Below are 21208 nucleotides of genomic sequence, written 5' to 3'. Positions count from 1 at the left end.
GCGTGCAGCTGCGTGACCTGTTGAGGCAGGGCGCGGCGCGGCTGGGCAGCGCGGGCGTTCCCTCCCCGGAGGTGGACGCCCGCGAGCTGCTGCTGAGCGCCCTGCACCTGACGCCCACGGCGCTACTGACCCGCGCGCACGAACCGGTCGGCGCGGACGGTCAGGCGCGTTACGCGACGCTGCTGGACCGCCGGGCGGCGCGCGAGCCGCTGCAACACATTCTGGGCGAGGTCGAGTGGGGCGGCGTGCGGCTGCGCTGCGACCCGCGCGCCCTGGTGCCCCGCCCGGAAACCGAGTGGCTGCTGCACCTGCTGCTGCCGGGCCTGCAGTCCAGGGCTCAGCCGCGCGTGCTGGACGTGGGCACCGGCACGGGCGCGCTGGCGCTGGGCGTGAAGGCTGCCTGCCCCGGCGCGGCCGTGACCGCCACGGACCTCAGCCCAGGCGCGCTGGCCCTGGCGCGCGAGAACGCCGCCCTGAACGGCCTGGAAGTCACGTGGCTGCAGGCGGACCTGCTGGCGGGCGTGCCCGGCCCGTTCGACCTGATCGTCAGCAACCCCCCGTACCTGCCGGAAGGGGACCGCGCGCACGCCGACCCGGAAGTGCAGCGCGACCCGGATCTGGCGCTGTACTCCGGCCCGGACGGCCTGACCCTGGCCCGGAGGCTGGCCGCACAGGCCTCGCCCGCACTGGCAGCGGGCGGGGCGCTGTGGCTGGAACTCGACCCGCGCAACGCTGCCACACTGGCCGCCGAGCTGCGCGCAGGCGGCTGGGACGCGCAGCTGCACGCCGACCTGACCGGCCGGGAACGCTTCGTGCAGGCGCGGCGGGCCGGGCAGTCGGGTTAACCTCCGCCCGCCGTGGCCCGTTCCAGTCGTTTCCGTGCCAGGGCGGCGCGCACGGCGTTCAGTCGTTCGCCGTGCAGCGGGTACAGGGCCAGCAGCGCCACGGCCAGCAGCGCGCCCGCGATGGGCGGGCCGGTCATGAAGAAGCGGAAGGCCCCGGCGACCGCGTCGGGTTGCGTGGTCAGGGTAGGGTCGTAGCCGCTGGCGCGCGTGACCGCCCCGAAGGCCTGCGCGGTCAGTGCGGCGCTCAGGGTGGTGATGAAGCCGGACATGCCGTAGTACAGGCCCTCACGGCGCTCGCCGGTGCGGAGTTCGTCCTCATCGATCACGTCGCCCAGGATCACGTCGCCCATCAGGATCATGCCCGACAGCGCCACTCCGAACAATACGGTCGAGACGAGCGCGCCGGCCAGCGTGCTGACCAGCGCCAGCGGGACCAGCGCGGCGGCCCCCAGCGCGAAGGCCAGCATCAGCGTGCCGCGGGCGCCCAGGCGGGGGGTCACGAAGGTCCGCCAGGGCCACAGGGCCGCGCCCGCCGTGACGAACGCGGAGGCCAGCAGCAGGGTGGTGGCGGCGCCGCCCGTCTCGCCCAGGCTGTAGCGCACGTAGAAGCCCATGCCGGTCGCCAGGGTGCCCGTGCAGAAGAAGCGCATGGTCTGCGCGGCTACGACGGTCAGGAACGCCGGGTTGCGGAACGTGACGCGCGCCGCCCGGAAGAACCCCAGGCCCGGCGCGGCGGTGCCCGGACGCTCGAACAGGCTGCCCAGCCCGAACAGGATCGCGGCGGCGGCCAGCACGGCGAACAGGGCCGCCATGACGCCCCAGCCGAGCAGTCCTGCCAGCAGGGGCGGCAGCGCCAGCCCGATCAGCAGTCCGGCGACCTGCACGACGTTCATGCGCCACGCGACGTCCGTGCGTTCCCGGAAGGTGCGGAACATCTCGGGCAGCAGTGACAGGTAACCGGTGCCGACGGCCGTGCTGACCGTCTCCCAGAGCGTCCAGACGACCACGAAGTACACCAGCAGCGCTGCGGGGCTGCTCACGCCGTCGAATGGCGCCGAGAACAGCAGCGTGAACAGGATCAGGCCCGGCAGGAACCCGAAGCGCACGAACGGAATGCGGCGGCCCCAGCGCGAGCGGGTCCGGTCGCTCAGGAACCCGATGACCGGGTTGTTCGCGGCGTTGTACACGGCGAAGCAGGTCAGGGCGGTCGCGGCCCAGGCGGGGTCCATGCGGCGGTCGTCCACGTAGTACAGCAGCAGGAAACTGCCGGTCTGCACCGGGATGGTCAGCCCGAAGTTCATGACCGCGTACCGCCAGCGCTGCGCGGAGGTCGTGTCGGGCGTCATGTCGGGCGTCGCGTCCGGCGTCAGGCCGGTGGCCGGGATGGGGACCGTCATGGCAGGACCGCGCCCAGCAGCGGCCGCAGCGCGCGGTAGGAAATAACCTTCACACCGCTGCGTTCGATCACGCCGGGCAGGCGCGGGTCCATGAACGCCGCGTGGTTCGCCACCCGGCCCGCCCAGTCGCTGGCAATGGCGCGCAGTTCCGGCGTGTCCCGCGCGGGGTGCAGGATGAAGTGCGTCAGGCCCGGCGGGAGGCTGCCCAGCAGGTCCTCGATCAGGGGCACCTGATCCCCGCCCGAGTGCAGCGGCAGCATCACGAGGTGATCCACCAGCGGCAGCCCGCGCGCCTCCAGCGCCTGCGTGAACTGCGCCGCCTGCGCCGCGTCGCGCGCGTCCAGCCCGTGCGAGCGCCACCCGGCACTGTCCAGGCGCGGGAACATCGGGACCGCGCCGTGCCGCAGCGCCAGCTCGATGCAGTCCGGCAGGAAGCGCGGGTGCGCGACGGCCCCCATGTGCGCGTCCACGTGCGAGACCTCGATGCCCAGGTCCAGCGCCCGGACGATCTGGGCGTCCATCTCGGCGCGCACGGCCGCCGGAACGCCGTGCAGGCGGGCCGCCTCGACAGTCGCGTGCAGCTGCCCCTGCGCGTCCAGCAGGCCGGTGGCCGGGTCGCGGGTACTCAGGGCCGCCCAGCGGTACTCGCTCCACTCGCTCGTCAGGGTCAGGTGCACGCCCAGGTCCGCGTCCGGGAATTCACGCGCCACCCCGGCCGCCGCCGGTGCCCACGCACAGGTCGTCATGACCGACGCCGACGACAGCGTGCCCGTCCCGAACAGGTCCAGGCAGGCACTCACGGTCGCCTGACACATGCCCAGGTCGTCCGCGTGAAAGATCACCACGCGGTCGTCCGGCGCGTAGCCCAGCGCGGCCAGCGCCGGGTTGGGACGCTCCGGGTTCAGCCGGGCGGCAGTCTGGGCAGTCGGTGGGATCATACGCGGCCTCCTGATGGGCGCGCAGCGGACAGGGCCGCGCACTCCAGTGAAAACGGAAACGGTGACGGAACGGGCGCCGGACAGAGGAACACGGTCAGCATGCCACGCCCCGCACCCGCCTGCACACCGCACGCCCCCTGCCCGGCCAGCCGCGTGAAGCGGCGGCGCACCGGAATACGCAAAAGCCCGCCACGCGCACGGGGCGCGGGCGGGCTTCCAGCTTCAGGCGGGCCGTGTTCAGTCGTCGGCGGCCTGGGTGCCGGCGGGTTTCTCCGGGTTCTCGATGAATTCGGTCGGGTCGTACAGGTCAAAGCCGATTTCCTTCTCGTACTCCTGGATTTTCACGTGCAGGCGTTTCACGTCGCCTTCCACGGCGCCGTAGTCGAAGGTGTCCCAGATGGCGGTCGTCTTGAAGTTCCCGCCGTCGAAGTCCGGAACCTCGCGGGTCTTGCGGATGCCTTCTTCCAGCGCCTTGCGGCTCTCGATGCCCATGTTGCGGAAGGCGACCTGCATCACGTCCCGCTGGAAGTCGCGGGGGCCGTAGATGCCAGCGCGGTACACCGTCTCGTAGAAGTGCTCCCAGTTGGGCACCAGGGTCGCGGCGGGCATGCTGAACTGCCCGATGACGTTCTTGATGGCGTTCAGGGTACGTTCCGGGTAGTAGTACAGGTACATGCGCACGCCTTCCAGGAAGAAGTTGTAGTGCGCGGCCTCGTCCACGGCGATGGTCTGCGCGACCTTCGCGAGGACCGGGTCGGTCACGCCCCGCAGGTGCGGTTTGTCGCTCTTGCCCTGCGCGATCTTCATCATGTTCAGGTAGTTCAGCTGCGTGGCGCGCTCCTGGAACACGGTGTACACGAGGTTATGGATGGCGTCCGGGAACGGCAGTTCCCAGGTCTGGGATTTCAGGCGGTCCTTGTACTCCGCGATCCACTGCGGGCTGCGCTGGCCGCTGAACAGCACGGCGTTCTCCCAGGCGTCGGCGTGTTTTTCCTCCTCGCTGCCCCAGCGCATCTGGAAGTGCGAGCGGCCGTGGCTGCGGCGCACGAGGTGAATGAGGTTACTCGTGAAGTCCGGCGCGTACTGCTCGACCGCGAAGAACCCCTGGAGGACCGTGATCAGTTCCGGCGGCAGGTCCTTGTTCATGGTGCGCCAGTCGAAGGAGCGGTCCGGGTTCCAGTTGCGGGTCTCCTGACTGCGCGCGGTGTACCAGCGGTACAGGCCCAGGAACCCTCGTTCGATCAGGCGGTCCTTCTCGGCGTTGCTCAGCAGACCGGCGGGGGTGCGCGGGCGGTCGTTCAGCATGTTGGGGGGCATTACGTCAGCCATGGGAATTCCTCCTCGGGGCCGTCCCGGCGGGGGTGCGTGCAGGGCGTGAACGGTGCAGACGCCGGGGACGGTACCCACCCAGCGTAATCCCGCGCGCCGGGCAGGGGGGGCAAAGCGGGACGCGGTTCAAAGGTGCAGCGCAGACGGGGACAGCCGGGCGGGCCAGACACGCAGGTCATACGGATTCCGTTTGTTTCGCTGACAATCCGGAACTTCACCGGATTGCCAGCTCCACGTCCGGAACCCGCCCTACTCCCACTCGCATCCGCTCGGATTGAAGGGTCTTTGCAGCCCCTTCAATCGGAGTCCGTATCAGACAACGCCGGGCACGCAGGCCGGACAACTGCCGGAAATCAGGCGGCCCACGGGGGCTCGGCCCGCTACACTGCGGGCATGAGCCTTGTGGGACAGCCTGCGCCGGACTTCACCCTGCCCGCCTCGACCGGCGAGCAGATCACCCTGAGCAGTTACCGCGGCCACAGCGCCGTGGTGCTGGTGTTCTACCCGCTGGATTTCAGTCCCGTGTGCTCCATGCAGCTTCCGGAGTACTCGGGTCGCCAGGATGATTTCGCGGACGCCGGGGCGGTCGTGCTGGGCGTGAACCGCGACAGCGTGCACGCCCACAAGGCCTGGGCCGCCGAGTACGGCATCGAGGTGCCGCTGCTGGCCGACATGAAACTCGACGTGGCCCGCTCGTACGGGGTGGCCATCGACGACCGGGGCATCAGCGGCCGGGCTGTGTTCCTGATTGACCGGGAGGGCGTGATCCGCTACCAGCACGTCGAGGAGAAGACCGGCGACTACACCGTGCGGCCCGAGGCTGTGCTGGCCAAGATCCGCGAACTCTGATGGCCCCGGTCGTCCTGAGTTTCATCAACCTCAAGGGCGGCGTGGCGAAAACCACGGCGACCGTGCAACTGGCCGACACGCTGGCGTTCATGAAGCAGAAGCGCGTGCTGGTCATCGACCTGGACCCCCAGACGAACGCCACCCTCGCCCTGATCGGCGAGGAACGCTGGGCGAGGGCCGACGAGGCGGGCCAGACGCTCGCGCACCTGTTCCTGGACCTGCTGCGCGGCGACGGCACCTTCACGTTCGACGCCACGCGCGCCATCGTGCGCGGCGCCAGTAACCTCAACCGCGTGCCGCCCGAGGTGATGGACCAGCTGCCCGAAGGCACCCGCTACGGCCGCGTGGACCTGCTGCCCTCCTCCATCCGGTTGATCGACGTGCAGGACCGCATGCAGGACATCGCGGGCCGCACGTACTACTCGACCGGCCCGATGGAAGTCGTGAAGAAGTTCGTCGCGCCGCACTTCGCCGGGTACGACTACGTCCTGATCGACTGCCCGCCCAACCTAGGCTTCGTCACGCAGAACGGCCTGGAAATCAGCGACCACTACCTGATCCCCACCATCCCCGACCGCCTGAGCACCTACGGCATCCCGCAGATCGCCGGACGCATCGCCGAGATCCGCCGCGCCCGAAACCTGCGCCTGAGCGCCCTGGGCGTCCTGATCACCAAGTACCAGAGCCAGAGCAGCCAGCACCGCCAGGGCCTGCAACGCCTCCCCGATGACCTGCAACGCGCCTTCGCCGGCACCGGCGAGCGCACCCCCCCGATCCTGACGACCGTGCTCCCCCAGACGAACGCCAGCGCAGAGGCCATGACCTTCGAACGCACCCCCGCCAACTACCGCGAGAAGTACGGCGGCGGCGTGGTCGCCGGGCAGAGCGCCTACAAGTACGGCCTGGACCTCGCCGACGAGATCGAGGAACTGCTGGCCAGCCGCCCGCACCCCGCCCTCCCCTACCAGGACTGGCCGCAGCAGGACTGAGCGGCAGCCTGGGAGAAAGAACTGATGGTTACTCAGTGAACGGGAACATGCGACACCCAGACCCTGACCTGACACCAGATGACGTGTGGAACGGCGACGGAAGGGGTGCCCAGCGGATCGCAGATCTTCTGGTCGCGATCCGCGATCTCCCCGCAAGTCACACGACTGACGAAGCGGAGAAACTTTACCGGCAGATCGACAACGTGGCGGTCATCCAGGGCTCTCTGTACCCGGCTGGCCCGAAGTTGCTGCCCGCCCTGCTCGCTGGACTGAGGCACGCTACCCCGGCAAGCCGTCCGTGGCTGCTCAACGCGATCTACGAGGTCGCCAGTGGCTCACCCAGTCACCGGCTGTCCATCCACGAACGGGAACACATCCAGATGAACCTGATTCAGAGTGTGGATGCGGTGCGTGCTGTTCTGATCGAGTTGCTGCTCCACGGTAGCGATAACGAAGCTCACACTGCGGCGGATCTCCTGGCGTTGATCTTCACCGCGCCGCAGGAATTCCTCATGCCTGCCCTGATCGACCCGCAGGAATTCCAGGAACTACTGATAGCTCTCGCCACCCAGCCTGAACGGCAGAATCGTCTCGCCAGAAACGTCGGGCTGACCATTCCCGAATAACGAGCGAAGGCAAGTTTCTTCTCACAATGCCAGGGGATCCACCAGCAGCGCCGAGTCCGCCTCGAAGGCCTCGGCGTAGCGCACGCGCGCCAGGGTGCCCCAGTACGTCAGGCGGGCGCGGCGGCGCTCCACGATCTCCGGCGTGACCGTCTCCGAGATGGCGGCCCCCGAGAACTGACTCTGGTGCGCCAGGATCGCCGCCTCCCAGGTGTCCTGCACGGCCTCCACGTCGACCAGCACGTTCGGGGTGATGTCCGCGTTCCCCTGGTACAGCAGCACCCGCCCCACCCGGTGCGGTTCTCCCGGCAGGTCCGCTTTCGCCAGTTGCGCCAGATGCACGGCCCGCTTGCTCAGGTGGTACGTCCCGAAGTGATCCGGGTGGCGGTCGTGGTGGTGCGGGACGACCAGCACGCGGGGCCGCACCGCGCGCAACACCGACGCCAGCGCGTGCGCGCCGTCCAGCGTGTCGCGCAGTTCGCCGTCCGGCAGGCCCAGTTGTCCGCGCCACGTCAGGCCCATGATGGCCGCCGCGCGGGCGCACTCGGCCACGCGCACGTCCGGCGTGCCCTGCGTGCCCCGCTCGCCCCGCGACAGTTCCAGGATGCCTACGGCGCGCCCCGCGCGGGCCAGCCGGATCAGCGTCCCGCCCGCGCCGATCTCCGCGTCGTCCGGGTGCGGCGCGAGGCACAGCCAGTCCAGCGGCCCTGCCACGCCATGAATCGTCTCGAACGCCTCCGGAGTTCCTGCGGTCACCATGCCCGCCAGCATAGAGCCCCCACCGAGGCCCGCACCCGGCGCCTTGACACTCCCCGGCGCACTCCATATACTTTTTGAGCTTCCGTCGGAAGTGTCCCAACCTGTATCCCGCCAGTGTAGCTCAGGGGTAGAGCAACTGATTCGTAATCAGTAGGTCGTCGGTTCAAATCCGACCTCTGGCCCCAAAGAAAAGCCCCCGCCGCGTGCGGGGGTTCTTCGGTTTGGGGGCTGTGTTGACAGGCTCCCGGCGCCGGTTGGTGTGCGGTGTACGCTTACTCGCATGACGAGTGACGCAGCGGCAGGTGGCGGGCAGGGCCCGGTGGCGGATATCGGTGTGATCGGGCTGGCGGTGATGGGTGAGAACCTGATTCTGAACATGGCGAGCCGGGGGTTCACGGTCGCGGCGTTCAACCGGACGGTCAGTAAGGTGACGGCGTTCACGGGGGGCCGCGCGCTCGGGAAGTCCATCGTGGGCGCCGGGTCGCTGGAGGAACTGGTGGGGCAACTCAAGGCGCCGCGCAAGGTGATGCTGATGGTGAAGGCGGGCGCGGCGGTCGACGAGTTCATCGGGCACCTGCGGCCGCTGCTGAGCCCCGGTGACATCATCATCGACGGGGGGAACAGTCACCCGGCGGATTCGACGCGCCGCACGCGGGAACTCGCGGCGGACGGGCTGCTGTTCGTGGGGACCGGCGTGTCGGGCGGTGAGGAGGGCGCGCTGACCGGCCCGAGCATCATGCCGGGCGGGAACCCGGCAGCGTGGGAGGCGGTCAGGCCGATCTTCCAGAGCATCGCGGCGAAGGTGGCCGACGGCGCACCCTGCTGCGACTGGGTGGGGCCGGAGGGCGCGGGGCATTTCGTGAAGATGGTGCATAACGGCATCGAGTACGCCGACATGCAGATGATCGCGGAGGCGTACCAGCTCCTGCGGGACGGCGCGGGCCTGAGTGCGCCGGAGGCGGGCGCGGTGTTCGCCCGCTGGAACGAGGGCGAGCTGAACAGTTACCTGATCGAGATCACGGCCGACATTCTGGCCAAGACGGACGACCTGACCGGGCAACCGCTGGTGGACATGATCCTGGACGCCGCCGGGCAGAAGGGCACGGGTAAGTGGACGTCGGTGGCGGCGCTGGATGCCGGCAGTCCGGCCGCGACGATCACGGAGGCCGTGTACGCCCGCGCCATGAGCGCCCTGAAGGCCGAGCGCGTGGCAGCCAGCCGCGTCCTGAGTGGCCCGACCTTCGCGGCGCCCGCCGACCGCGAGGCGTTCATCGAGGGGGTGCGGCAGGCGCTGTACGCGAGCAAGATCGCCGCGTACGCGCAGGGCTTCCAGCTGCTGCACCTGAGTGCGCGGGACGCCGGGTGGACGCTGGATTACGGGCAGATCGCGCAGATGTGGCGCGGCGGGTGCATCATCCGCGCGGCGTTCCTGGACCGCATCAAGGAGGCGTTCGACGCGCAGCCGGACCTGCCGAACCTGCTGCTCGCCCCGTACTTCCGGGAAGCGGTGGGCGGCGCGCAGGCGGCGTGGCGCGGGACGGTCGCGGCGGCCGTGGTGGGTGGCGTGCCGGTTCCGGCGTTCAGCAGCGCCCTGGCGTACTACGACGGCTACCGCGCCGAGCGGCTGCCCGCGAACCTGTTGCAGGCGCAGCGGGATTACTTCGGGGCGCACACGTATGAGCGCACGGACCGGGCGCGCGGCGAGTTCTTCCACACCAACTGGACCGGGCGGGGCGGCGACACGGCCAGCAGCACGTACAACGCCTGAACGTCCGTTGCGGCGGGGGCATTGTGGGCCGGGCGCTTGGTGTGCCCGGCCCGGCTGGGCTACAGTGGGGGGCTGACGGAACACCCACCCGCCTCACGCGGGACGGCAGTGTTTCAGGGAGGTTGCGAGAATGGCGGAAAAAGACATCGACAAGCTGCTGTCCATGACGGACAGCAAGTACCGACTGAGTGTGGTCACGGCCAAGCGCGCGCTGCAGCTGCGTTCCGGCGCGCCGAGCGTGCTGCCGGTCGAGCAGCGCGTGCGGCACCGGAACCTGGTCACGCAGGCCATGCGGGAACTGGCGACCGGGAAACTCACGGTCGGCACGAACCTGATCGACGAGCCGCGTTTCCAGCAGGATTACGTGCGGCAGCGTCAGGCTCAGCTTCAGGCCCAGCTGAACGCCGAACGCGAACGCGAACGCGACTGAACCCCCACAAGGAAGACAGCGCCCACACCGGGGCGCTGTCTTCTTCTTGTTGCTGCGGGTGCTACACACCCGGTTGAACGGCTCTAGCAAGTCATTCAACCGGAGTCCTTCTCACGGATTCCGTCTGTTTCGCCGACAACCCGGAACATCGCCGGGTTGCCGACTCCACGCCCGGAACCTGTTTTGCTCCCACTCGCTTCGCTCGGATTGAATGGGCTTTGCAGCCCATCCCATCGGAGTCGGTCTTACTTCTCGACGAGGTACGCGGTTTCGATCACGTCGGGCGTGCCGCGCATGCCGGGCTCGATGCGGGTCAGGCGGTCCAGCACGTCGAGGCCCTCGACGACGCGGCCGAAGACGGTGTGGCGGCCGTCGAGGTGGGGGGTGTCGGTGAAGGTGATGAAGAACTGGCTGCCGTTGGTGTTCGGGCCACGGTTGGCCATGCTCAGGACGCCCTTGCCCTGGTGGCGGTGCTGGTTGTGCTCGTCCTCGAAGTCGTAGCCGGGGCCGCCGGCGCCGGTGCCGGTGGGGTCGCCGGCCTGCGCCATGAAGCCGTTGATGACGCGGTGGAACTTGATGCCGTCGTAGTAGTGGTGACGCAGCAGGTACGCGAACGAGTTCACGGTGACGGGCGCGTCGTCGGCGTGCAGTTCGACGACCAGGCGGCCCTTGCTGGTTTCCAGCACGGCGCGGTAGGCCTTGCCGGGCTCGATGCCGTCCCCGAGTTCCGGGGCGGCCTTGAAGCTGGTCTGGCGCTCGGCGCTGAGTTCCGGGCTGGGCGTGAAACCGTCTGCCTGATAGAGGTCGCTCATGCGGCACAGTCTACCTGCCGGGGCGCGGGGTGGGTGCGGGGCAGGGGTGTGGGAAGGGGACCGCATGTTCCGGGACAATTCCGGGCGCGGGCGGGCGCTACAGTCGGTGGGTATGCGTTCCCTGGTGCTTATTGGTCATGGATCTCACCTGAACGGTGAGTCGGCGGTCGCGGTGTACCGGTATGCGGAACTGATCCGTCAGCGTGGGCTGTTCGACGAGGTCATCGAAGGGTACTGGAAGGAGGAACCCTCGCTGCGGCAGGTGCTGAAGACGACGGCCAGCACGGACGTGACGGTCATTCCGATGTTCATCAGCGAGGGGTACTTCACGGAGACCGTGATTCCGCGCGAGATGGGCCTGGGTCACCAGGGGCCGGTGCCGCCCGAGGGCGTGGCCCGCGTGATTGGCGGCCGGACCGTGCGCTACACCCTGCCGTACGGCGTGCATCCCAGCATGACGGACGTGATCCTGGAACGCGCGCGCGAGGTGCTGCCCGACGCCAGCCCCGAGGACACGGCGCTGATCGTGCTGGGGCACGGCACGACCCGCAACGAGAACAGCAACCGGATCGTGTACCAGAACGCCGACCGTATCCGCGAGTCCGGGCAGTTCGCCGAGGTGCAGGCCCTGTTCCTGGACGAGGACCCCAAGGTGGGTACGTGGCCCGAGACGGTGCGGTCGCCGCGCGTGGTGGTCGTGCCGTTCTTCGCCAGCGAGGGCTGGCACACCCTGGAAACCATTCCCGAGGACATGGGCCTGACCGGCACCGTCACGGACTTCCCGGAGAACCCGCACGGGCATCAGCAGGTGTTCTACGCCAAGCCGGTGGGCACGCACGCAGCGGTCGCCGACGTGATCCTGCATCTGGCGGAGGAGGCCAGCGGGGCGGGCGGGCCGGGCGGCGACACAGAGCGCGGGCATGAGGCGGCGTGGCAGGCGTTCCTGAAGGGCGCGCGCTTGGGCCTGCGGGTCGGGGAGGTGCTGGTCACGCCGGAACTGGGCGTGTTCGAGCTGCGTAACGCGCTGGACGAGGGCCGCCCCGGCGGGGACCTGACCACGCTCGTCACGCCGGAGGGTGTGCGGGATCAGGTACGCTTCACGGATGGCGGCGAGCACCGGCCCGTGCACACGCTGCGGAACCTGCCGCGCGGCTGGCGGGCGGTGCTGAGCGAGGCGGACCTGCGCCGCGCCATGCATTACGTGTACCCGGCGGTGATCGAGGAGACGTACGCACACGATTGCCACGCGCTGCGGCCCACGCCCTGGGCGACCACGGCGCGGCGGCAGACCGGCATCTACGCCAAGGTGCAGAAGGCGACGCCCGCGCAGGTGGAGCACGTGGCGCAGGACGTGTGTACCGGGTGCCTGCGCACGCGCCTGTGGGCGGGGCACAAGCTCACGCAGTCGTTCCTGAACGGCGTGCCGGGCGGCATTCCCTGCGCCGAGGCCTGCACGTTCGTGGTGGCCGAGGTCCGCGAGGAAGTCAGCGGGAAACGCGGCGGCGGGCACTCGCACAGCCACTGATACGGACTCGGATTGAATGGCTTACAAAGCCATTCAATCCGAGCGGACGCGAGCAGGAGCAAAACGGGTTCCGGACGTGGAGCTGGCAATCCGGTGAAGTTCCGGATTGTCAGCGAAACAAACGGAATCCGTAGGAAAGGCACAGCCACTGACCTGAACCGCCACTGACCGATCTGCCCCGTTGTAGGCGGCGTTTGTCCGAGTCCTCTGAACACCCCCGGCGTTCCGGCGCGCGGGGGTGTTACGCTGTCAGGCGGTGATCAGCCCTCCCGCGTGGAGGGTGGATTGCACTTCCCTTTTCTTCCACCCGCGTCCTGTGAGACGCCCCGCCCCGGCCGCGCGCCGTGAAACAAGGGCGGTAAGCCCGTCCGAGAGACGGCGATGGAGGCTTCACATGTTCAGCACCGCGACATTCCAGCGTCGCCCCGGTCAACTGCGGGGGACGCTTTTCCTACATTCCGGGGACACGCCCGCCCAGGCCGCCCCCACCCCCCTGGAGGACGCATGACCGCAAGCCGAGGCGAACTGAAGTACGAAGGTAAGGCCAAACGTGTCTACGCCACCGCCAATCCCGCCGAGTACGTCGTGGAGTACAAGGACGACGCGACCGCCTTCAACGGCGTGAAGAAAGCGCAGATCGGGGGCAAGGGCGCCATCAACAACGCGATCACCGCGCACCTGTTCCCGCAGCTGGAGGCGGCCGGGGTGCCCACGCACTTCATCGAACTGCTCTCGCCGACCGAGCAGCGCGTGCGGGCCGTGACGATCATCCCGGTCGAGGTCATCGTGCGCAACGTGGCCGCCGGGTCGTTCAGCAAACGCCTGGGCGTCGAGGAAGGCACGCCGCTGTCCCGCCCGGTCGTGGAGTACTGCTACAAGAGCGACGCGCTGGGCGACCCGCTGATCAACACCGACACCGCCGTCGCGCTCGGCTGGGCCACCCCCGAGCAGCTGAAGCGCATCCGTGAGCTGGCACTGAACGTGCAGGCGTTCCTGGTGCCGTACTTCGCGGCGCGCGGCGTGAAACTCATCGACTTCAAGCTGGAATTCGGCACGCTCGCGGACGGCACGGTCGTCCTGGCCGACGAGATCAGCCCCGACACCTGCCGCTTCTGGGACGCCCAGACCAACGAGAAGATGGACAAGGACCGCTTCCGCCGCGACCTCGGCGGCGTGGAAGACGCCTACGCGGAAATGCTCCGGCGCGTGACCGAACCGGGCGCGAATGGCTGAAGGTCGATGGCCGACCGCCACGATCCACCTGCGCCAGCCCTCCTGACCATCTGCCATTCGCCTCTTGCCATCTGCCCTCCGAAGGAGCCCCACCATGTCCACCTTTAAAGCGAAAGTGTTCGTGACCCTGAAGCCCAGCATTCTCGACCCGCAGGGGCGCACCGTGGAGCGGGCGCTGTCTCACCTCGATCACGGCAACGTGAGCGGCGTGCGCGTCGGGAAGTACATCGAACTGACCCTCAGCGGCAGCCGCGCCGAGGTCGAGGCGCAGCTGAAGGACATCACCGAGAACGTGCTGAGCAACCCCGTGATGGAGGACGCCCGCTGGGAGCTCAGTGAACAACAGGGCGAGGAGCGGGTCGGCGCGTGAAGACGGCCGTCATCCAGTTCCCCGGCAGTAACTGCGACGGCGACGCCCTGCACGCCGCGCGGTTGCTCCTTGATGAGGGCGCGCAGTTCGTGTGGCACACCGAGGCCGGCCTGCCGGACGGCACCGAACTGGTGTTCCTGCCCGGCGGGTTCAGTTACGGCGATCACCTGCGCTCCGGCGCGATCGCTGCGCGCAGCCCGATCATGCAGGCCGTCAAGGCGCACGCCGAACGCGGGGGATTCGTGCTGGGCGTCTGCAACGGCTTTCAGGTCCTGACCGAGTCGGGCCTGCTGCCCGGCGCCCTGAGCCGCAACCGCGACCTGCACTTCATGTGCCGCCCCGTGCACCTGCGCGTCGAGAACGCCAGCACGGCCTTTACCGGCGCGTACACGAAGGGGCAGGTCATCGAGGTGCCCATCGCGCACGGCGAGGGCAACTACTACGCCGACCCCGAAACTATTGCCCGGCTGGAAGGCAACGGGCAGGTCGTGTTCCGCTACGCCGACAACCCCAACGGCAGCCTGAACGACATTGCCGGAATCGTGAACGAACGCGGCAACGTGCTGGGCATGATGCCGCACCCCGAACGGGCCGTGGAGGCCCTGCTGGGCAGCGAGGACGGGCGGGGCCTGTTCAGCAGCCTCGCACGGGCCGGGATGCCCGCCCAGGCCCCCGCATGACGACCGTGCAGGCGTTCCTGGCCGGCGCATACGAGCAGGAACTCGCTGCCCTGCGCGCCGCCTTGGACGCCGTTCCGGACAGCGAGTTCGCCGTGCCGCGCCTGGGCCACAGTCCCGCGTGGCACGCCCTGCACATCGCCGAGTGGCTGCGCTTCTTCGCGTTGCAGGACCTGAGCCCCACCTACGCCCATCTGGGCTGGGAGGACTCCGCGTGGATCGGTGAGTTCCTGGGCACGCCCCGCCTGACCGAAACGGACCCCAAGGACGCCATCCTGACCGAACTCGATCAGGTCGGCAGCGTCCTGATTGCCACCATTCGCGGCCTGCGGGACGACGAACTGAACGACCCGCTGCGCTCGCCCGCCGCGCCCACCGGCACGCGCGAACGCCTCGCCGGGCTGAACCTGCACCTGCGCCACACGGCGTACCACCGGGGCCAGCTGAAGCAGTCGCTGAAAGTGCCGATCTGACGCACGTGCCCTCGCCCACCCGCCCCTCCCCCACCCGCTTTTCCACGACCCTGATTTTTCCGCCTGGGCAGATCGCCCTGGTTCTCAAGGAGCTTCAATGACGCAAGCCGCCCCATCCCTGCGTGACCGTGCGGGCACGTTTGGACTTTCGACTGAAGAATTCGACCTGTTGGTTTCGCAGATCGGCCGGGAGCCGAACGCGCTGGAGGCCGCCATCGTGGGGGCCATGTGGAGCGAGCACTGCGGGTACAAGAACAGCCGTCCCTTGTTCCGTCACTTCCCCACGACGGGGCCGCAGGTGCTTCAGGGTCCCGGTGAGAACGCGGGCGTGGTGGATATCGGCGATGGCTGGGGCGTGGCGTTCAAGATGGAAAGCCACAACCACCCGTCGGCGGTGGAGCCGGTGCAGGGTGCGGCGACGGGCGTGGGCGGCATCCTGCGTGACATCTTCGCGATGGGCGCGCGGCCGTTCGCGGTGCTGGACAGCCTGCGTTTCGGGAACCCCGACAGCCCCCGCACGCGCTTCCTGCTGAACGGCGTGGTGGAGGGGATCGCTCACTACGGGAACGCGATCGGCGTGCCCACGGTGGGTGGCGAGGTGACCTTCCACCCCAGTTACCAGGAGAACCCGCTGGTGAACGTGATGGCGCTGGGCCTGCTGCGCCACGAGGATCTGGCCAAGGGGACGATGGGTGAGGTCGGGAACACCATCGTGTACGTCGGGAGCAAGACCGGGCGCGACGGGCTGGGCGGCGCGGTGTTCGCCTCCGCCGACCTGAGCAACGCGTCTCAGGCCGACCGCCCGGCCGTGCAGGTGGGCGACCCGTTCATGGAGAAACTGCTGCTGGAAGCCACGCTGGAGGCCATTCAGGCGGGCGTGGTGGCGGGCGTGCAGGACATGGGCGCCGCCGGGCTGGTCAGCAGTACCTGCGAGATGGCGTACCGCGCGGAACTGGGCATCACCATGGACCTGGACCTCGTGCCCACCCGAGAGGACGGCATGGTGCCCATGGAACTGTGCCTGAGCGAGTCGCAGGAGCGCATGATCCTGGTGCCAGTGCCCGGCAAGGAACAGGACCTGCTGGACCTGCTCGCCAAGTGGGAACTGGACGTGGTGACCATCGGACAGGTCGAGGCGCACAACAACTACCGCCTGACCTGGAAGGGCGAGGTCGTCTGTGACCTGCCGGTGGCCCTGCTGAACGAGGCGCCCAAGTACACCCGCGAGGGCGTGGAATCCGAGGAGATCAGGGCCAAGCGCGAACGCGACCTGAGCGGCGTTCCCGTCCCCGGCGACCTGGGCGCGGTCCTGACTGACCTGCTGGGCCACCCCACGATTGCCAGCAAACGCGCCATCTTCGAGCGTTTCGACCATCAGGTCATGACGAACACCGTCGTCGTGCCCGGCGCGGCCGACGCCGCCGTGATGCGCGTCAAGGGCTCCGGCATGGGCGTGGCCGCCACCAGCGACTGCAACCCGCGCTTCGTGTACCTCGACCCGTACACTGGCGCCGCCGCCGCCGTCGCCGAGGCCGCCCGCAACCTCGCGTGCGTGGGCGCGACCCCGCTGGCCATCACGGACAACCTCAACTTCGGGAACCCCCACCGGCCCGAGGTGTACTACCAGCTGGAACGCGCCGTGCACGGTATCGCCGACGCCTGCCGCGCCCTGAACACCCCCGTCACCGGCGGGAATGTCAGCCTGTACAACCAGTACACCGAAGGCGACGAACGCGTCGCCATCCACCCCACGCCCACCATCGGCATGGTCGGCGTGCTGCCCGATGTCACCAAACGCGCCACCATGGACCTCAAGGGCAAAGGCCACACCCTCTACCTGATCGGCGAGCACGCCGACAGCATCGGCGCCAGCCAGTACCTCGAAACCGTGCACGGCCTCGAAGCCGGACACGTCCCCCCCCTGGACCTGACCCGCGAGCAGGCCGTCATCGACGCCACGCTGCACCTGATCCGCGCGGGCCTGACCGACACTGCCCATGACTGCGCCGAAGGCGGCCTCGCCGTCGCCCTGGCCGAGATGGCCATCGCCGGGAACACCGGCCTGACCGTCACCCTGAACGCCCCCCAGGAAACCCGCCCCGACGCCCTGCTGTACGGCGAAGCGCACGCCCGCATCCTCATCGCCACCCCCGACGAGGCCGGCACCGAAGCGGCCCTCCAGGCACAGGGCGTTCCATTCGCGCGCCTCGGCACCAGCGGCGGCGACCGCGTCACCATCACCCTCCCCGACCACCACATCCACCTCAGCGCCACCGTCACCGCCCTCGCCCACGCGTTCAACACGCCCCTCGCAGAGATCCTGGGATGAAAGGACACCGCGCAACGGGGCGCACTCCCTCTCCCCCTGCGGGAGAGGGCCGGGGAGAGGGGAATCTAAGCGTCCCCTCCCTCACCCCGCTCGCGCACCGCCTCGACAATCCGCGCCAGGACACCATCCAGGTTGCCAGACACCTCGCTGTTCCAGAAGCGCAACACCCGGAACGCCCGGCCCTCCAGGTACTCCGTCCGCAACGCGTCGTACGCACGCCCCTGTACCGAACCGTGCTGTCCACCATCCAGCTCCACGATCAACCCGCACTCGAAGCACACGAAATCCGCGATGTAAAACCCCAGCGGCTGCTGACGACGGAACTTCACCCCCAACTGCCCCGCCCGCAACCGCGCCCACACCATCCCCTCGTGCGGCGTGGCATCACGACGCAACCGCCGCGCCCGCCCCGTCCCCTCCACGTTCGCGAACCGCTGACGCACCGGCATACCGGCAGTCTACCCACCCGACCGCGCCAGTACGGCGTGACAGCACCCCTCACCCCAACCCTCTCCCGCAAGGGGAGAGGGAGCAAAGGACACGCATGATTTTCGACCCCGTAACCGATAAGCCGCAGGATGAATGCGGTGTGTTTGGCATGTACTCGCCGGAACCGGCGGACCTGGCGTGGTTCACTTACCTGGGCCTGTTCGCGTTGCAGCACCGTGGGCAGGAGGCGGCGGGCATGTGCGTGTCCGACGGCGAGAAATTCCACGTGGAGAAGGACCTGGGGCTGGTGACGCAGGTGTTCGACGAGCGCCGCCTGGACAGCGTGCGACTCGCGAACGCGCGCGTGAGCATCGGGCACGTTCGCTACAGCACGACGGGCAGCAACCTGCGGTTCAACGCGCAGCCCCTGACGACCCGCACGAACAAGGGCATTCTGGGACTGGCGCACAACGGGAATTTCGTGAACGCCCGCGAGGTCCGGAACGCCATGCTGATGGAAGGCGCGCTGTTCGCCACCACGAACGACAGCGAGGTCATGCTGAACCTGATCGCCCGCGAGAGCCACATGGACCTCGTGGAAGCCACGGCCGCCGCCATGAAGCAACTCAAGGGCGGGTTCGCGTGCGTGCTGATGAGCCGCACGCAACTGCTGGGCTTCCGCGACCCGAACGGCGTGCGCCCCCTGGTGATCGGGCAGCGGGACGACGGCGCGTACGTGATCGCCTCTGAGCCGTGCGCGCTGTTCACGGTCGGCGCGAAACTGCTGCGGGACGTGCAGCCCGGCGAACTCGTCTGGGTGGACCGCACGGGCCTGCACTCCCTGATGGTCGAACCCCGCAAACCCACCCCCTGCGCGTTCGAGTGGATCTACTTCGCGCGCAGCGACAGCCGCCTGGACGGCGTGGACGCCCACGAGAGCCGCATCCGCATGGGCCACCAGCTCGCAAAGGAACACCCCATCGACGCCGACATCGTCGTGCCCGTCCCCGACAGCGGCATCGGCGCCGCCATCGGCTACGCCCGCGAGAGCGGCATCCCCTTCGATTACGGCCTGTACAAGAACCCCTACGCGGGCCGCACGTTCATCGCGCCCACGCAGGAAGCACGCGAGTTGAAAGTCAAGATGAAACTCTCGCCCACCAGCGCCGTCGCCGGGAAACGCGTGATCCTCGTGGACGACTCCATCGTGCGCGGCACCACCAGCCGCCAGATCGTGAACCTGCTGCGCGAGGCGGGCGCGACCGAAGTGCACTTCCGCGTATCAAGCCCGCCCATCAAGCACCCGTGCTTCTACGGCATCGACACCGCCGCGCGGAAGGAACTGGTGGCGAGTACACACAGCATCGAGGAGATTCGCGAGTTGATCGGGGCGGATACGCTGAGTTTCATCAGTGAGCAGGGCATCCGCGAAGCCGTCAGCGGCCCCGGCCTGTGCCTAGCGTGCTTTAACGGCGAGTACCCGGCAGGCACTCCCCTGTTAAATGACGTGGATAAGCTGGCTTTGGAAGTCTGAATCCAACCGCGTGATTTAATAAATCAAACCGTTGGATTATTTTCAGTTATAGCTGCATAAAATATAATTGACAAAAATTTCATCCTAATAGAAGCCGCTTCAACCTGATCGAGCGACAAAATATTCTCAAGAGTGTGGCCGTGCGCTATGTCATGTCGCGGCCTCATTGTATTATTTATGAACTCTTCGGTTATTGTTTTTTTACGATGTCTTGCAATTTCCGCGCATCCTATTTCTGTAAAAATCGATGTATACGGATAAACAGAGTAGTTCTCCCGAAATCTATCAATCAAAACGTTAATTTTTTCGCCCAAAGCCAATATTCCTTCAGTGAACATCGAAATCTCCATTTCAGAATCTTCAAGAATTTTAAAAATATTGTCTATGCCGAATCTCATTATTACGGTTCTGTATATATCTGCAGTTGGATTTTTTCCATTTAACCAAACATGCTCTAGGTTAATATTTATTCCAGATGAGCCATCAAGTTTTGCATCGAGCCTACGCCGTCTATCTAGCGATTTGTTCAGATTATCAACGGATATCTCAATATCGAGCAGTCCACACAGAAAAAGGGATTTTATTCTCTCGCCCACTATGGAATATCCGCCATTTTTGTTGATATCATCTGAGAAAGATTTTATAGCAGATCTTAAAGACCCTTCAAAATGCGCATAAAGCATCACCGTTGCCGATCGACATATCGCATTAAAAGCTGATTCGTCTTTCTCCTGATATATCTTAGCTAAATCAATCAACTTATCTATTTCATTATGCCGTGATTCAAGCTCATTAAGCCAGACATTGGCATAAGATTCCGTCATTTAAAAGCTTCCATCATAGCTTTAATCCTATAGACTATTTTTGATTTATCATTTATGCTTCCAGAAATACTATTTTGGAATTCTTCACTACTGAAAAGGCTTTCAAATTTTTCTCTTCCAGATTCATCAATGTTGGATAGAGAGTTTTCGCTTACCGCTAAAGAAAGCGCATCATAGACAGCAACGTTAAACGGGGACACAATTTTACCGTCTTTTCTTTTTGAAAATGCGTTAACACCAAATGCGCTAAAACAAATTTTCATGGTCTTTTTGAATTTTGTCTTCATCTCATCTAAGATATTTTGATCTGAAATTTTACTAAACTCCGCCATTCTTATATCCAAGTAGTTACCCATTTTTCCATCATATTCCTGATATTTTCCTCCCTCAAGCGCCAAGAATCGTAACACGAGTTCATAGTTGTACATCCCTTTTACGCGCTTAGATTCCTTTGGATCATTAATCATTTGTATAAAGAACCTATCCTTTGCTAGATCTTTAATCAAATCATTGAATCTACCTCGCATCGTTGCATTCCGCAACTCCTGGGCAGTCAATTTAACTGATCCAGAATTTAATCTCTCAAATATATCCAGTTTCACCTGAGAATCAGAGGATGAATCGATTCTTAGGCATCTCACAGTACGATCCTCCAATCTTCTTATTAAGAAAGGAGGAAGATCTTTGTATTTTAAACCGTTGATATCTTTAAGTGTTTCCAACCCCTTAAGCGCGTACTTATTCTGCATAAAGTCGTAAATCGCACGCAATCTCTGCTGTCCATCTATTACTGAATACATTGGCTCATCGGATTCTACATCTACATCTACATCTTGAGATATGTAAATAAGAGGTATAGGTATATTAAGTATCAGGCTCTCTATTAGCCTAGATGATGTTTCAACATCCCATTTATGATTTCTTTGATAATCTGGATCAAGTATGATTGATCCCCGTCTGATCTTTTTGCTCAATGTTTCTAGATCATAATCAACCGATGTAGTTTTTACCGTTCTTTCTTTTGCAACTTCCTGCAGGGACAGCACTTTATCGCTCATTCTCACTCCTCAAAGTC

At 65.9% G+C, this 21208-nt stretch carries 21 protein-coding genes and 1 tRNA gene; 14 read left to right on the top strand and 8 right to left on the bottom strand.

What is annotated here, in order from left to right; genetic code table 11:
- Positions 1-2 precede the first annotated feature (2 nt).
- A complete protein-coding gene (gene prmC / locus BXU09_RS08030) occupies positions 3-845 on the top strand; it encodes a peptide chain release factor N(5)-glutamine methyltransferase (RefSeq protein WP_078301729.1) in 843 nt (280 codons plus the stop codon).
- Here prmC and BXU09_RS08025 read toward each other — a convergent pair.
- From BXU09_RS08025 to BXU09_RS08015, 3 genes are all read right to left on the bottom strand, one after another.
- Positions 842-2242 (bottom strand): MFS transporter, encoded by a 1401-nt coding sequence (locus BXU09_RS08025; protein WP_078301728.1) that lies wholly within the window; start codon positions 2240-2242, stop codon positions 842-844. The genes prmC and BXU09_RS08025 overlap by 4 nt on opposite strands.
- Positions 2239-3180, bottom strand: coding sequence for a polysaccharide deacetylase family protein (locus tag BXU09_RS08020; RefSeq protein WP_078301726.1), 942 nt, complete (start codon positions 3178-3180; stop codon positions 2239-2241). The genes BXU09_RS08025 and BXU09_RS08020 overlap by 4 nt, the downstream gene beginning before the upstream one ends.
- Before the next feature lie 237 nt (positions 3181-3417).
- Positions 3418-4509 (bottom strand): acyl-ACP desaturase, encoded by a 1092-nt coding sequence (locus BXU09_RS08015; protein ID WP_055363821.1) that lies wholly within the window; start codon positions 4507-4509, stop codon positions 3418-3420.
- Between the two features lie 393 nt (positions 4510-4902).
- Between BXU09_RS08015 and BXU09_RS08010 the strand changes: the two genes are divergently transcribed.
- The 3 genes from BXU09_RS08010 to BXU09_RS08000 are packed head-to-tail and all read left to right on the top strand — an operon-like array spanning position 4903 to position 6973.
- A complete protein-coding gene (locus BXU09_RS08010; RefSeq protein ID WP_078301725.1) occupies positions 4903-5358 on the top strand; it encodes a peroxiredoxin in 456 nt (151 codons plus the stop codon).
- Positions 5358-6347: a ParA family protein gene (locus BXU09_RS08005; protein WP_078301723.1), complete on the top strand. Its 990-nt coding sequence runs from the start codon at positions 5358-5360 to the stop codon at positions 6345-6347. The genes BXU09_RS08010 and BXU09_RS08005 overlap by 1 nt, the downstream gene beginning before the upstream one ends.
- A gap of 47 nt (positions 6348-6394) precedes the next feature.
- A complete protein-coding gene (locus BXU09_RS08000; protein ID WP_144012024.1) occupies positions 6395-6973 on the top strand; it encodes a hypothetical protein in 579 nt (192 codons plus the stop codon).
- Positions 6974-6994: 21 nt separating this feature from the next.
- Here the strand turns inward: BXU09_RS08000 and bshB1 are convergent, their stop codons facing one another.
- The gene (gene bshB1, locus BXU09_RS07995; RefSeq protein WP_144012023.1) at positions 6995-7729 is read right to left on the bottom strand and encodes a bacillithiol biosynthesis deacetylase BshB1; all 735 of its coding nucleotides are present in this window, start codon (positions 7727-7729) and stop codon (positions 6995-6997) included.
- 110 nt (positions 7730-7839) lie between these two features.
- Here bshB1 and BXU09_RS07990 point away from each other — a divergent pair.
- The 3 genes from BXU09_RS07990 to rpoZ all read left to right on the top strand — a co-directional run bounded on the left by BXU09_RS07990 (position 7840) and on the right by rpoZ (position 9927).
- A tRNA-Thr gene (locus BXU09_RS07990) sits at positions 7840-7914 on the top strand.
- A 95-nt stretch (positions 7915-8009) separates the two neighbouring features.
- On the top strand, positions 8010-9497 hold the full coding sequence (gene gnd / locus BXU09_RS07985) for a decarboxylating NADP(+)-dependent phosphogluconate dehydrogenase (RefSeq protein ID WP_078301718.1): 1488 nt from the start codon (positions 8010-8012) through the stop codon (positions 9495-9497).
- A gap of 130 nt (positions 9498-9627) precedes the next feature.
- The gene (gene rpoZ / locus BXU09_RS07980) at positions 9628-9927 is read left to right on the top strand and encodes a DNA-directed RNA polymerase subunit omega (protein WP_055363817.1); all 300 of its coding nucleotides are present in this window, start codon (positions 9628-9630) and stop codon (positions 9925-9927) included.
- Between the two features lie 245 nt (positions 9928-10172).
- Here rpoZ and BXU09_RS07975 read toward each other — a convergent pair whose 3' ends face one another.
- Positions 10173-10739, bottom strand: a complete 567-nt coding sequence (locus tag BXU09_RS07975) for a peptidylprolyl isomerase (protein WP_078301717.1) — start codon at positions 10737-10739, stop codon at positions 10173-10175.
- Positions 10740-10803: 64 nt separating this feature from the next.
- On the opposite strand from BXU09_RS07975, the gene BXU09_RS07970 reads away from it, so the two are divergent.
- From BXU09_RS07970 to purL, 6 genes are all read left to right on the top strand, one after another.
- Positions 10804-12264: a DR2241 family protein gene (locus BXU09_RS07970; RefSeq protein ID WP_078301715.1), complete on the top strand. Its 1461-nt coding sequence runs from the start codon at positions 10804-10806 to the stop codon at positions 12262-12264.
- A 504-nt stretch (positions 12265-12768) separates the two neighbouring features.
- Positions 12769-13497: a phosphoribosylaminoimidazolesuccinocarboxamide synthase gene (purC, locus tag BXU09_RS07965; protein ID WP_078301713.1), complete on the top strand. Its 729-nt coding sequence runs from the start codon at positions 12769-12771 to the stop codon at positions 13495-13497.
- Positions 13498-13591: 94 nt separating this feature from the next.
- Positions 13592-13867: a phosphoribosylformylglycinamidine synthase subunit PurS gene (purS, locus tag BXU09_RS07960; protein WP_055363814.1), complete on the top strand. Its 276-nt coding sequence runs from the start codon at positions 13592-13594 to the stop codon at positions 13865-13867.
- Positions 13864-14547: a phosphoribosylformylglycinamidine synthase subunit PurQ gene (purQ, locus tag BXU09_RS07955; protein ID WP_078301712.1), complete on the top strand. Its 684-nt coding sequence runs from the start codon at positions 13864-13866 to the stop codon at positions 14545-14547. Before purS ends, purQ begins: the two co-directional genes overlap by 4 nt.
- Positions 14544-15017 (top strand): DinB family protein, encoded by a 474-nt coding sequence (locus BXU09_RS07950; protein WP_078301710.1) that lies wholly within the window; start codon positions 14544-14546, stop codon positions 15015-15017. Before purQ ends, BXU09_RS07950 begins: the two co-directional genes overlap by 4 nt.
- A gap of 97 nt (positions 15018-15114) precedes the next feature.
- Complete coding sequence (gene purL / locus BXU09_RS07945) at positions 15115-17346, top strand: phosphoribosylformylglycinamidine synthase subunit PurL (protein ID WP_078301709.1); 2232 nt, start codon at positions 15115-15117, stop codon at positions 17344-17346.
- 65 nt (positions 17347-17411) lie between these two features.
- Here the strand turns inward: purL and BXU09_RS07940 are convergent, their stop codons facing one another.
- Entirely contained in the window at positions 17412-17795 is a 384-nt protein-coding gene (locus tag BXU09_RS07940; RefSeq protein WP_078301707.1) for a DUF559 domain-containing protein, read from the bottom strand.
- Between the two features lie 95 nt (positions 17796-17890).
- Here BXU09_RS07940 and purF point away from each other — a divergent pair, with 95 nt between their 5' ends.
- Positions 17891-19309 carry an amidophosphoribosyltransferase gene (purF, locus tag BXU09_RS07935; protein ID WP_078301706.1) on the top strand — a complete coding sequence of 473 codons (1419 nt, stop codon included), beginning with the start codon at positions 17891-17893 and terminating at the stop codon, positions 19307-19309.
- Positions 19310-19332: 23 nt separating this feature from the next.
- Here purF and BXU09_RS20180 read toward each other — a convergent pair whose 3' ends face one another.
- On the bottom strand, positions 19333-20133 hold the full coding sequence (locus BXU09_RS20180; protein WP_144012022.1) for an MAE_28990/MAE_18760 family HEPN-like nuclease: 801 nt from the start codon (positions 20131-20133) through the stop codon (positions 19333-19335).
- Positions 20130-21191 (bottom strand): DUF262 domain-containing protein, encoded by a 1062-nt coding sequence (locus tag BXU09_RS07930; protein ID WP_078301704.1) that lies wholly within the window; start codon positions 21189-21191, stop codon positions 20130-20132. The genes BXU09_RS20180 and BXU09_RS07930 overlap by 4 nt, the downstream gene beginning before the upstream one ends.
- Positions 21192-21208: the final 17 nt, after the last annotated feature.

Origin of the sequence: Deinococcus sp. LM3 (genome assembly GCF_002017875.1) — a bacterium.
Classification (GTDB): domain Bacteria; phylum Deinococcota; class Deinococci; order Deinococcales; family Deinococcaceae; genus Deinococcus.
Note: the sequence above shows the minus strand (reverse complement) of the source record. Positions and strands in the feature narration are given on the sequence as shown.